We start from the raw sequence: 12331 nt of genomic DNA on the forward strand, positions 1-12331 counted from the left end.
GCTGTTTCCGAACCACCCCCACCTGACCCGAGAGGGCCGCACGCAGTGACCAGCAACCAGAACGGCGCCACCTACGCCGCCGCCGGTGTCGACATCGAGGCGGGCGACCGCGCCGTCGAGCTCATGAAGCAGTGGGTGAAGAAGGCCAACCGCCCCGAGGTGGTCGGCGGTCTCGGCGGTTTCGCCGGCCTCTTCGACGTGTCCGCCCTCAAGGACTACGAGCGGCCGCTGCTGGCCTCGGCCACCGACGGGGTGGGGACCAAGGTGGCCATCGCGGCCGCCATGGACAAGCACGACACCATCGGCCACGACCTGGTCGGCATGGTCGTGGACGACCTCGTGGTGTGCGGCGCCGAGCCGCTCTTCATGACCGACTACATCTGCGTCGGCAAGGTCGTCCCGGAGCGGGTCGCCGCGATCGTCAAGGGCATCGCCGAGGGCTGCGCGCTGGCCGGCTGCGCCCTGGTCGGCGGCGAGACCGCCGAGCACCCGGGCCTGCTCGGTCCGGACGAGTACGACGTCGCGGGCGCCGGCACCGGCGTGGTCGAGGCCGACGCGCTGCTGGGCGCCGAGCGCGTCCGGGCCGGCGACGTGGTGATCGCGATGGCCGCCTCCGGCCTGCACTCCAACGGCTACTCGCTGGTCCGCCACGTGCTGCTGAACCAGGCCGGCTGGCAGCTGGACCGCAAGGTCGAGGAGTTCGGCCGCACCCTCGGCGAGGAGCTGCTGGAACCGACCCGGATCTACTCGCTGGACTGCCTGGCGCTCACCCGCGCCACCGAGGTGCACGCCTTCTCGCACGTCACCGGCGGCGGCCTGGCGGCCAACCTGGCCCGGGTGATCCCGGCCGGTCTGCACGCCCGCCTGGACCGCGGCACCTGGACCCCGCTGCCGGTCTTCCGGACCGTCGCCGAGGTCGGCAAGGTGGCCACCCTGGAGCTGGAGAAGACGCTCAACATGGGTGTCGGCATGGTCGCGGTCGTCCCGCCGCACTCGGTGGACGTGGTGCTGTCGATCCTGGAGGACCGCGGCGTCGAGGCCTGGCTGCTCGGCGACATCGTGGAGCGCACCGACGAGCACGGGGCCGGCGCGACCCTCTACAACGCCTACGAGGGCTTCACGGCGGGCTGACGGCCCGTCGGACGCGAAGGGGCCCCTCCGGTTCGCCGGAGGGGCCCCTTCGCACGTCTGTGGCGTTCGGCGCCCGCGGGGGCGGCGGCACCGGTCGACGGGAACGCCGAAGACCGGTCTGGCGCCCTGGGGCACCCGGACCGGTCCGGCGAAGCTGCGGGTTACGAGCGGCGGGAGGCCTGCGACGGCCCGGTGCCCGGCTCGGTGTCGTCCCCGTCGTCGAGGTCGGCGTAGCGGGCGGCGTACTCCGCGTACGGGTCGTCGTCCTCGTCGTCCTCCTCGATCGGCTCGGGGTCGATCGGAGCAGTGGACGGCGATACGCCCAGCTCGTTGGACAGACGGTTAGCGTCGAACCCGCCGCTGTTGTACTTCAGCTCGCGGGCGACCTTCGTCTGCTTGGCCTTGGCCCGGCCGCGCCCCATGGGTCGACCCCCTCAACGATGGGGCTCACGGCCCCGAGTCTGACACGTGTTCATGATCAGGACCGGCCTGCCCGAATGGGAGGACCGTCCCTTGGAGCATTAACGGTACCTGTTTCCGCCGCTGGACGGTACGTCGTGGTTGTGACGTGGCGCGCACCGACCGCACCCGCGACCAGGTCTTCCCAGGTCAGGGGAGGTTTTGCGGCGTTTTGCACGCTGTCCGGAGGTGTTCGGGGTCCGTCGTTCCAGGACTGATTATCCCCCCTAGGGGGACCTCGGATCACCCGTTCGGGCGGAGAAGTGAGAATCCGGTTCCACATCGTGATGCGCGGGCGGCTCCGGGGTGGAGCCGCCCGCGCACCCGGACGTCGGAACGGGTCCGATCAGCCGCGGCGGGCGGCCGGCAGCAGCACCGTGCGCAGCGCGCTGATCTCGCGCATCCGCTTCTCGGCCAGGCGGTCGGCGGCGACCGCCGGCGGGATGCCGTCGGAGGCGGCCCGGGTGAAGATCTCCAGGGTGGTGTCGAAGATCCTGGTGGCCTTGTTCTTGGCCCGCTCGAAGTTGAAGCCGTCGATCTCGTCGGCGACCTGGATCACACCGCCGGAGTTCACCAGGTAGTCGGGGGCGTAGAGGATGCCGCGGTCGGCGAGGTCCTTCTCGACGCCCGGGTGGGACAGCTGGTTGTTGGCCGCGCCGCAGACGATCGAGGTGCCGAACTCGCCCAGCGCGGAGACCACGTCGTCGGTCAGCGCGCCGCCGAGGGCGCAGGGGGCGTAGACGTCCAGCTTGGCCTGGAGCAGGGCGGCGGTGTCGGCGACGACCTCCACCTCCGGGTGGGCGGCGCGCACGCGGTTCACCGCGGCCTCGAAGGGGTCGGTGACGACGACGGTGGCGCCGTCCGCGACCAGGTGGCCGACCAGGTAGTGGCCGACCTTGCCGACGCCCGCGACGCCGACCCGCTTGCCGCGCAGGGTGGGCTGGCCCCAGCGGGCCTGGGCGCTGGCGCGCATGCCCTGGAAGACGCCGAAGGCGGTCAGGATGGAGGAGTCGCCGGCCCCGCCGTGCTCGGGCGAGCGGCCGGTCACGAACCCGGTCTCGCGCGCGATGACGTCCATGTCCTGGACGTAGGTGCCCACGTCGCAGGCGGTGATGTAGCGGCCGCGCAGGGACTCGACGAAGCGGCCGTAGGCCCGGAGCATCGCCTCGTTCTTGTCCTTGTTCGGGTCGCCGATGATGACGGCCTTGCCGCCGCCGAGGTCCAGCCCGGCCAGCGCGTTCTTGTAGGACATCCCGCGGGACAGGTTCAGCGCGTCCTCCAGGGCCGCCTCCTCGGAGGCGTACGGGAAGAAGCGGGTGCCGCCGAGGGCCGGGCCGAGCGCGGTGGAGTGGATGGCGATGATCGCCTTGAGCCCGGAGCTGCGGTCGTGGCAGAGGACGACCTGCTCGTGGCCGTCGCCGGGGGCGCCGTCCTGCTCGGTGCGGAAGATCCTGCTGAGCACGCCGGGTGCGGGGTGCGTGGCGGGGGTCTGTACGTCGGTCACTGTGGTGACTCCAGTATCGAAGGCCCGCTGCTGTGGTGCGGGCGCCTACGGCGAAGCGTAGTCGCGCGTGGTCGGCCGATCCGCCCTTCTGTCCGAGCTTGTGCCGGTTGTCCGAGGGGTGAGACGGAAGGGGGTCGAGGGTGCGGGCGCGAACGGTTCGGGGTCGCGCCCTCCCGGCGCCGCGCGGCGCGTGCGACCATGCAGGACGTGACCGTCGTACGCACTTCCGTACTGCCGCCCTACGCCGCCCACCTGCGGGTCTACGAGCCGCTGGCGGCCTACCCGGAGCCCGAGCGGGCGCGCTGGCAGGCCTACGCGGCGGAGCACGGCCCGGACGCCTCGGCGGCGGAGCAGTCGGTGGCGTCGGCGGTGCTGGAGGAGCAGCGGGCGGCGCTGGCCGAGCTGGCCGCCCGGACGCCCCGGGCGCTGCCGGAGCAGGAGAGCGGTCGGGCCTACCTGCGGATCGTGGACGGCGTACTGTACGTGTGCCCGTGGGCCACCAGGCTGCGCAGTTGGCAGGCGCTGGAGGAGCTGCGGGCGGGGGCCCCGGTGGCGCTGCTGGACACCGCGCTGCCGCCGGTGACCCGGGCGGCCGCCGAGGCGGACCGGGAGCGCTGGCGGGCCGGGCACCCGGACGCCCGGCCGTGGATCCTCACCAGTCGGTGGGAGGTGCCGGTGCGCTGGTTCCTGCCGTTCGGGGACGAGGACCGCTGTTTCGTTCCGGGGGGAACGGACAGGGAAGAGGGGGAGGGGGAGCGGGGGAGGCCGGCCGCGCTGTTCTACCTGGTGCCGATGGCCCAGGCGCGACGGCGGGTGGCCCGGGCCTACCGGGCGCTGCGCGAGGCGGTGCCGGACGGGGAGCTGGTGCGCGGGGCGGAGCAGGTCGGGCGGTGGCTGGAGGAGTTCCACCCGCGCTCGCTGGTGGAGCTGGACTACGGGGGGCTGGTGCATCTGCTGGGGCCGGAGCGGCTGTTGGCGGACCGTTCGGCGGGGGAGCTGGAGGACGGGCTGCGCGCGCTGCGGGCCGGGGACGCGGCCGAGGCGCTGCGCGCGTACGGGGAGCTGACGGGGCGGTGGCGGCGGGTGCTGGCGCTGCGGAACGCGAACTGATGTCCGACCGCCCGTGTATGACTGTAAGAGGTCTTTGGTCCACAACCGGCGCTGACCAAGGTCCTGGTTCGGGTCAATAGCTGCCGAACGTGACACTACTCACCGTTGACGCGAACTTACCCCTATGTGCAAAAATGGGACAACCAGCCCAACTTCACGTGAGCGTGCCCACTTTTGGGTGGTTCTGGAGTCGATGCGTGCTTTGCGGGGAAACGGAGGGTCTGGTCCCCTCGTAACCGGACGTCACTGCCGTGTGACTGTCCGTTATGGGGTGGTCCATCGCCATCCGTCGGCCTTGAACCCGTGAGGGGTCAATTTTGGCGGTTTGGTCGATAGGGCTGGACGGATGGTGTAGTTGTAGACACCAGGACAAGCCGTTCGTCCTATAACCGACTCGGCCCGTCTATGCCATTTCGGGCATCGCGGGCCAAGGTGCAGAATTTGAAGGATAGAACCGCCCTGGTTCGGTTCTCCCGAGGAGGCCGCTCATGACCGCTCGTACCCCTGATGCTGAGCCGCTGCTGACGCCGGCAGAGGTTGCCACCATGTTCCGCGTGGACCCGAAGACGGTCACCCGCTGGGCCAAGGCGGGCAAGCTGACGTCGATCCGCACGCTCGGCGGACACCGTCGTTACCGTGAGGCGGAGGTGCGCGCTCTGCTGGCCGGGATTCCCGCTCAGCGCACTGAGGCCTGATAGGCCAAAGGCTCTTTCGAAGGGGCTGCTAACCGGACTCCGCCGGGTCCGGTCGGCAGCCCCTTTGTCATGCCCGTCGATCGACGGAATGCTTAACTCCGGATAACGATTCGGTGCATGTGAGGTGGGGGGGATTTACAGTGAATAACAGTACAATTTTACATATTAAATTAGTGCCGTGCGGAAGGGGTCGTTTCGAGGGGGAGTTCCCGGCGGTTCAGGTGACGACGGTCACACGGTCCGTGACTTGTGGTCTAGACCTAGTCCGGGGTAGACGACGGACGGTCAGAAAAGCGAGAGGCCCGGAACCTTGACGGTTCCGGGCCTCTCGCGTTACGGCGATCCCGACGGGACTTGAACCCGCGACCTCCACCTTGACAGGGTGGCGAGCTAACCAACTGCTCCACGGGACCAGAGTGTTCTGATCTCGTTCACTCGCTTGCCGCGCTGCGAACAAGACAGACTGTAGCCCATGGTGGGCCCCCAGGTCGAACCGGCTCCCGAAGGCCCACCCGCAGCTCAGAGGGCGGCGCGGCTCAGAGGGCGGCCCTCGCCGCCTCCATCGCCTTCAAGATCCGCTTCTCCGAGACCGGGCTCGGCGTGCCCAGCCCCTGGGCGAAGAAGCTGACCCGCAGCTCCTCGATCATCCAGCGGATCGCCCGCACCTCCGCGGAGGGCTGCCGCCCGGCCGGAACGGCCGCCAGCAGCTCCCCGTACGCCTGCTGCACCTGCTGGACCTTCAGCAGCTGCTGGGCGTCCCGCTGGGGGTGGTTGGGCAGCGCCTCCAGCCGGCGGTCCACCGCCAGCAGGTAGCGCTTGAGGTCGGGCAGCCGCTGCCAGCCGGTGGCCGTCACGAAGCCCGGGTGCACCAGCGAGGCCAGGTGCAGCCGCACGTCGTTCACCGCGTTCAGCAGCACCGGGCTGCTCACTGACTTCAGCCGGGTCGACGCCTTGTGGAAGGCGATCAGCGCGGTGGCCGTCTTCAGGGTGGTGTCGGCGGACAGGTCGTAGAGGTCCGCCCGCACCTTGTCGTGCAGCTTGCCGAAGGCCGCCTCGTCCCAGGCCGGGCCGCCGGACAGGGTCATCAGCCGGTCCGTCGCGGCCGCGACCACGTCCTCGAACAGGGCGGCGATCGAGCCGTGCGGGCTGTGCGACAGCGCCAGCTTCGCCTGGTTGCCCAGCCGGCCCTGGATCGACTTCGCCGGGGAGGTGGTGGTCAGCATCAGCAGCCGCCGGGTGCCGTCCCACATCGCCTGCGTCTGGGCCTCCGGGGTGTCGAACAGCTTCACGCCGACCGAACCGCCCTCGTCCACCAGCGCCGGGTAGGCGCGCAGCGAGTGGCCGCGGGAGCGCTGCTCGAAGGTGCGCTGGAGCACCGGCAGACCGGCCGGCCAGGCGGTCAGCCCGCCCTGCTCGATGCCCTGGCCGGAGGCCGCCGAGGAGAGCGTCTCCTTGAGCTTGGGCTTGAGCTTCAGCCGCAGCTCCTCCAGGTCCTTGGACTCGGCGAGCCGGCGCTTGCCGTCCACCACCCGGAAGGTCACCTTGAGGTGCTCCGGGACCCGTTCGTCGTCCCAGGCCTCCGGCGGCACCGTGACGGCCGTCAGGCGCTTCAGGGCGTGCTCCAGGGACGGCAGCAGCGGCTCCTGGCGGTCCTTCACCGCCCGCAGCGCCGCCCTGGCGAAGTCCGGGGCCGGTACGAAGTTGCGCCGGATCGCCTTCGGCAGCGACTTGATGTACGCGGTGACCAGCTCCTCCCGCAGGCCCGGGATCTGCCAGTCGAAGCCCTCCGCGGTGACCTGGTTGAGCACCGGCAGCGGGATGTGCACGGTCACGCCGTCCGCGTCGCTGCCCGGCTCGAACTGGTAGGTCAGCCGGAAGCGCAGCTTGCCCTGCTGCCAGTGGTCCGGGTAGTCGGCCTCGGTGACGCCGCCCGCGGCGTCGTTGATCAGCATCGACTTCTCGAAGCTCAGCAGGTCCGGCTGGTCGTGCCGGGCCTTCTTCCACCAGGAGTCGAAGTGCCGGGTGGAGACGACGTCCTCGGGCAGCCGGGCGTCGTAGAACTCGAACAGGGTCTGGTCGTCCACCAGGATGTCCCGGCGGCGGGCCCGGTTCTCCAGCTCCTCGACCTCGCCGAGCAGCCGGCGGTTCTCCGCGAAGAACTTGTGGTGGGTCTCCCAGTCGCCCTCGACCAGGGCGTTGCGGATGAACAGCTCGCGGCAGAGCTCGGCGTCGATCTTCCCGTAGTTGACCTTGCGCTGGGCGACGATCGGCATCCCGTAGAGGGTCACCTTCTCGTACGCCAGCACGGCGCCGGCCTTCTTCTCCCAGTGCGGCTCGCTGTAGCTGCGCTTGATCAGGTGCCCGGCCAGCGGCTCGACCCACTCGGGCTCGATCTTCGCGTTGATCCGCGCCCACAGCCGGGAGGTCTCCACCAGCTCGGCCGACATCACCCAGCGCGGCGGCTTCTTGAACAGGCCGGAGCCCGGGAAGACCGCGAAGCGGGCCCCGCGGGCGCCGCCGTACTCGCGCTTCTCCACGTCGAACAGGCCGATGTGGGAGAGCAGTCCGGCCAGCAGCGACTGGTGGATCCGGTCCGCGTCCGGCTCGGCGTCGGGATGCGGCTCCTCGATCGTCACGCCCAACTGCTTCGCCACGGTCCGCAGCTGGGTGTAGACGTCCTGCCACTCCCGTATCCGCAGGTAGTTGAGGAACTCCGACTTGCACATCCGGCGGAAGGCCGAGGAGGACAGCTCCTTCTGCTGCTCCCGGACGTAGCGCCACATCGCCAGGTAGGACAGGAAGTCGGAGGTCTCCGAGGTGAACCGGCGGTGCCGGTCGTCGGCGGCCTGGCGCTTCTCCGCCGGGCGTTCGCGCGGGTCCTGGATGGAGAGCGCGGCGGCGATCACCATGACGTCGCGCACGCAGCCGTTCCGGTCCGCCTCCAGCACCATCCGGGCCATCCGCGGGTCCACCGGGAGCTGGGCGAGCTTGCGGCCGAGCGTGGTCAGCCGCTTGCGCGGGTCCTTCTCCTCCGGGTCCAGCGCGCCCAGTTCGTGCAGCAGGTGCACGCCGTCCTTGATGTTGCGGGAGTCCGGCGGGTCCAGGAACGGGAAGGCGGCGATGTCGCCCAGGCCGGCCGCGGTCATCTGCAGGATCACCGAGGCCAGGTTGGTGCGCAGGATCTCGGCGTCGGTGAACTCCGGGCGGGAGAGGAAGTCCTCCTCCGAGTACAGTCGGATGCAGATGCCGTCCGAGGTGCGGCCGCAGCGGCCCTTGCGCTGGTTGGCGCTGGCCTGGCTGATCGCCTCGATCGGCAGCCGCTGCACCTTGGTGCGGTGGCTGTAGCGGGAGATCCGGGCGGTGCCCGGGTCGATCACGTACTTGATGCCGGGGACGGTCAGCGAGGTCTCGGCCACGTTGGTGGCCAGCACGATCCGGCGGCTGTTGGAGCGCTGGAAGACCCGGTGCTGCTCGGCCGAGCTGAGTCGGGCGTAGAGCGGGAGGACCTCGGTGTTCCGGAGCTTCAGCTTGGTGAGGGCGTCGGCGGTGTCGCGGATCTCGCGCTCGCCGGAGAGGAAGACCAGGATGTCGCCCGGGCCCTCGTCCTGCAGCTCCTGGGCGGCCTCGCAGATCGCCTGGATCTGGTCCCGGTCGCGGTCGTTCTCGTCCTGCTCGTCGTCGCCGTCGTCCAGGACCGGGCGGTAGCGGACCTCGACCGGGTAGGTGCGGCCGGAGACCTCGATGATCGGGGCGTCGCCGAAGTGCCGGGAGAAGCGCTCCGGGTCGATGGTCGCGGAGGTGATCACGACCTTGAGGTCGGGGCGGCGGGGGAGCAGCTGCTTGAGGTAGCCGAGCAGGAAGTCGATGTTGAGGCTGCGTTCGTGCGCCTCGTCGATGATCAGGGTGTCGTACTGGCGCAGATCGCGGTCGGTCTGGATCTCCGCGAGCAGGATGCCGTCCGTCATCAGCTTGACCAGGGTGTCCGGGCCGACCTGGTCGGTGAACCGGACCTTCCAGCCGACTGCCTCGCCGAGCGGGCTGTCCAACTCCTCCGCGACGCGCTCCGCCACGGTGCGGGCGGCGATCCGGCGCGGCTGGGTGTGGCCGACCAGACCGCGGATGCCGCGGCCCAGCTCCAGACAGATCTTGGGGATCTGCGTGGTCTTGCCGGAGCCGGTCTCACCTGCGACGATCACCACCTGGTGGTCCCGGATCGCCGCCAGGATGTCGTCCTTCTTCTGGCTGACCGGAAGCTCGGCGGGATAGCCGATCCTCGGTACGGCGTTCCGGCGCTGCTCGACCAGCGACTCGGCGCGGTCGATGTCGGCGGCGATCTCGGCGGCGACCTTCTGCCGGGCCTCCGGCTTGCGGACCCTGCGGGCCCCCTCCAGCCGGCGCCCGATCCGCACCTCGTCGCGCAGGGTCAGCTCGGGCAGGCGGGCGGCCAGCTCACCGATGCCGGGACCCTCGGCGGAAGCGGGGGCGGACTGGACTGCGGGAGAACTCACTGCGGGCATCCCTCTAGGTTCGCAAGGAGGCACGGCGGAGCGCACCTCGGTTTTCGAGCCCCTCCAGTGTCACAGCCGCCGGTGGGGAATCGCGAACCCCGGGCGACTGGTGGCGGCGGGGCCGGTGGCGGGCGCTGCGGACGGGATCGCGCGGCTCGGGCAACGGTCCGGGGCGGTTCCGGGGTCGGGAGGGGTGAGGAGGTGCTCATGGGAGCCCAGAAGGCCGTCCGGGACGAGGAGTTCCGGGCGTTCACCGGCAGCGCGTGGTCACGGCTGCTCCGGACGGCGTACCTGCTGGCCGGGGAGCGCCACGGCGCCGAGGACCTGGTCCAGCAGGCCCTGGAACGGGCCTACGTGCACTGGAACAAGGTCCGGGCGGCCGACGACCCCAACGCCTACGTCCGCCGGATCCTGATCAACGAGCACGCCCGGAAGTTCCGGCGCAGACCCGCCGAGCACCTGGTCGACGCCTTCCCCGACCGTCCCGCCCCCACCGGGCCCGACCCGGACGACCGGACCGTGCTGCTCGCGGCGCTCGCCGCGCTGCCGCCCCGCCAGCGCGAGGCGGTCGTGCTGCGCTACTGGGAGGACCTCAGCGAGTCCCAGACCGCGGCGGCGATGGACTGTTCGGTCGGGACGGTGAAGAGCCAGGCGGCCCGAGGGCTGGCCAAACTGCGGGAAGCCTCCTCACGCAACGGACTGACCAGCATCGGAGGTAGCAGATGAGCACGGAGTCCTGGCCGGGGGACCTCGGGGAGTTCGGGGGCTCCAGGGGCCCCTGGAACGGGGACGCGGAGGCCGCCGAGGCCGCGGTGTCGTGGGAGTTGGGGGAACTGGCCGACAGCGTCGAGGCCGGGCCGGTGCCGTACGAGCGGCTGCTGGACGGCGGACGGCGGCGGCTGCGGCGCCGCCGGCTGCTCACCGCGGCGGCGGTCGCGATGGCGGTCGCGCTGGTGGGCGGGGCGGGGGCGGTCACCGCGGGCGGCGGGTACCGGCCGGGGGGCTCCCCGGTGGCGGTGCCACCGGCCTCCAGCGCCTCCCTGACGGCGGCCCCGGCCACCGGGACGCCCTCGGCCGCGCCGTCCGGGACCGCCCGGGACCCGTTCACACCGGTCCGGGTCAAGGTCGGCGAGGGGATCTCCAAGGGCCGTGCCCTGGAGGCCTGGATCGCCCTGTGGCCGGCCGCCCCCACCGCGGAGGCCGGCCGCGAGCAGGGCCGGCGGATCTGGGAGGAGCGGCACGCCGTCGACCCGCACCTGCCGCCGGACCCCGAGCCGAGCGCGCTGCCCACCCCCCAGCGGGGCGTGCTGCTGCACAACCCCGCCGTGGTCTGGGACCCGCACAAGGACCGGGCCGACATCTACCTGATCGTGGACGGCAAGCGGGAGCCGGGCGACTACGTGGACGCCGTCCCCGCCCCGGGCGGGACGACTCCGGGGGAACCGGACGACGCCGTCAACGGCGTGCTGCTCACCCGCCTGGTCAATCCGGCGGCGAGCAGCCCGGAGATGGTGGTCGTCCGGGTCGGGCCCGAGGTCGCCAAGGTCGAGGTCGACTGGAAGGCCGGCGGTGCCGTCAGCGCGGTGCCGGTCGGGGTCGGGGACTCCACCAGCCGGTGGTACGCCGTGGTCCGCACGCCGGGCGCCATGGACAACACCGTCACCTCCTTCGCCGAGGACGGGACGGTGCTGCGGACCCAGAACACCTGGTGGTGATCCCGCGCCGGGCGGGCGGTGCCGCGGTGCCTCAGGGCAGCAGCGCGGCCTCGTCGGCATCCGGCAGCCAGTCGCGGGCGGGGTCGTACTCCAGCCACCGGTTGCGGGCCGCCTCGGCGGTGAACGCGCCCAGCAGCCGGTCCAGTTGGGGGTTCGGGTCGGCGTTCTGCGCGGGCCGCCAGAGCAGTGACCAGGCGTAGAGCGGGGTCGGGTCGGTCAGCGGGACGGTGCGTACGGTGGGGCGGTCGGGCAGCGGGCTGTCGGCGGGGACGAGGGAGAAACAGCCCGGATCGGCGCCGACCTGGTCCACGAAGTGCTCCAGGCCCAGGTTGGTCGAACCGACCCGGTCGGTGATGCCGAAGCGGGTGGCGAACCGAGTCAGGAAGTCCAGCCGGTCCACGGCCGCCGGGTAGCGCAGCACGCTGTCCCGCAGCTCCACCGGGCTCAGCGAGTCCCGTCCGGCCAGCGGATGGTCGACGCTCAGCAGCGCGTCCACCGGCTCCAGACGGACCAGTCGGTGGGTCAGACCGGGGTCCGCGCCGTTCGTGCCGTTCGTGCCGGTCGTGCCGGTCGTGCCGTCCGGCAGGGCGTGCACCCGGCCGAACCCGGCGTCCGACTCCCCGCGCAGCAGTGCCGCGGCGACGGAGGGCAGGTCCCGGCCGGGCACCGGCTCCACGTCCAGGCCGGGGGCGGCGTCCACCGCCTGTGCCAGGGTCCGCATCGGCGCGTACAGGTGGCCCCAGACGTCGATCCGCAGCGGCCGTCCGGCCCCGCGGACGGCCGCCACCGCGTGCTCCCCCTGCAGCAGCACCCGGCGGGCGGGCTCCAGGAACCGTCGGCCCGCCCCGGTCAGTGCCACTCCGCGGGCGTCGCGCTCCAGCAGCCGGGCTCCGAGGGCTGCCTCCAGGCGGGCCACGCGCTTGGACAGGCCTTGTTGGGTGATGCCCAGGCGGGTGGCGGCTCGGCCGAAGTGCAGTTCTTCGGCGGTGACGGCGAAGGCTCGTACCTGTGCCAGATCAAGGTCCACCGGGGCACCTTAGCGGGGGGTCTGTCGGGGGGTCTGTCGTTTGGGGTGGGCTCTCGGGAGGGTGGGTGGCCGGGGGCGGTTCCGGGGGGGGGTGCTCCGGGGGCTGGGTGATTTTCGGACTGCCGACCCTGTCCGCTGATGCCTGACCGCCGTTGGCAGTCTGAAAATCACCAGATCGGAAG

9 protein-coding genes and 1 tRNA gene are annotated in these 12331 nt (G+C 71.6%); 5 read left to right on the forward strand and 5 right to left on the reverse strand.

What is annotated here, in order from left to right; translation table 11 throughout:
• Positions 1-45: 45 nt before the first annotated feature.
• Positions 46-1131, forward strand: coding sequence for a phosphoribosylformylglycinamidine cyclo-ligase (gene purM / locus ACIP4P_RS32690; RefSeq protein WP_350516149.1), 1086 nt, complete (start codon positions 46-48; stop codon positions 1129-1131).
• Between the two features lie 161 nt (positions 1132-1292).
• Here purM and ACIP4P_RS32695 read toward each other — a convergent pair whose 3' ends face one another.
• Together ACIP4P_RS32695 and ACIP4P_RS32700 are read right to left on the reverse strand one after the other, a co-directional pair.
• Positions 1293-1553, reverse strand: coding sequence for a DUF3073 domain-containing protein (locus ACIP4P_RS32695; RefSeq protein WP_350516150.1), 261 nt, complete (start codon positions 1551-1553; stop codon positions 1293-1295).
• A gap of 383 nt (positions 1554-1936) precedes the next feature.
• On the reverse strand, positions 1937-3094 hold the full coding sequence (locus ACIP4P_RS32700) for a Glu/Leu/Phe/Val dehydrogenase dimerization domain-containing protein (RefSeq protein WP_400924689.1): 1158 nt from the start codon (positions 3092-3094) through the stop codon (positions 1937-1939).
• A gap of 198 nt (positions 3095-3292) precedes the next feature.
• On the opposite strand from ACIP4P_RS32700, the gene ACIP4P_RS32705 reads away from it, so the two are divergent.
• Both ACIP4P_RS32705 and bldC read left to right on the forward strand, forming a co-directional pair.
• Positions 3293-4204: a hypothetical protein gene (locus tag ACIP4P_RS32705; RefSeq protein ID WP_350516152.1), complete on the forward strand. Its 912-nt coding sequence runs from the start codon at positions 3293-3295 to the stop codon at positions 4202-4204.
• Between the two features lie 488 nt (positions 4205-4692).
• Positions 4693-4899, forward strand: a complete 207-nt coding sequence (gene bldC / locus ACIP4P_RS32710; protein WP_014137253.1) for a developmental transcriptional regulator BldC — start codon at positions 4693-4695, stop codon at positions 4897-4899.
• A gap of 339 nt (positions 4900-5238) precedes the next feature.
• Here the strand turns inward: bldC and ACIP4P_RS32715 are convergent.
• Positions 5239-5312: transfer RNA gene (locus tag ACIP4P_RS32715), tRNA-Asp, on the reverse strand.
• A gap of 123 nt (positions 5313-5435) precedes the next feature.
• Complete coding sequence (gene hrpA, locus ACIP4P_RS32720) at positions 5436-9416, reverse strand: ATP-dependent RNA helicase HrpA (protein WP_350516153.1); 3981 nt, start codon at positions 9414-9416, stop codon at positions 5436-5438.
• 198 nt (positions 9417-9614) lie between these two features.
• On the opposite strand from hrpA, the gene ACIP4P_RS32725 reads away from it, so the two are divergent.
• The gene (locus ACIP4P_RS32725; RefSeq protein WP_400924692.1) at positions 9615-10133 is read left to right on the forward strand and encodes a SigE family RNA polymerase sigma factor; all 519 of its coding nucleotides are present in this window, start codon (positions 9615-9617) and stop codon (positions 10131-10133) included.
• Complete coding sequence (locus ACIP4P_RS32730; RefSeq protein ID WP_400924694.1) at positions 10130-11122, forward strand: hypothetical protein; 993 nt, start codon at positions 10130-10132, stop codon at positions 11120-11122. Before ACIP4P_RS32725 ends, ACIP4P_RS32730 begins: the two co-directional genes overlap by 4 nt.
• 31 nt (positions 11123-11153) lie before the next feature.
• Here ACIP4P_RS32730 and ACIP4P_RS32735 read toward each other — a convergent pair whose 3' ends face one another.
• Entirely contained in the window at positions 11154-12149 is a 996-nt protein-coding gene (locus tag ACIP4P_RS32735) for a LysR family transcriptional regulator (RefSeq protein ID WP_400924696.1), read from the reverse strand.
• Between the last annotated feature and the right edge of the window lie 182 nt (positions 12150-12331).

This window comes from Kitasatospora sp. NPDC089509 (assembly GCF_044749365.1).
Lineage (GTDB): Bacteria > Actinomycetota > Actinomycetes > Streptomycetales > Streptomycetaceae > Kitasatospora.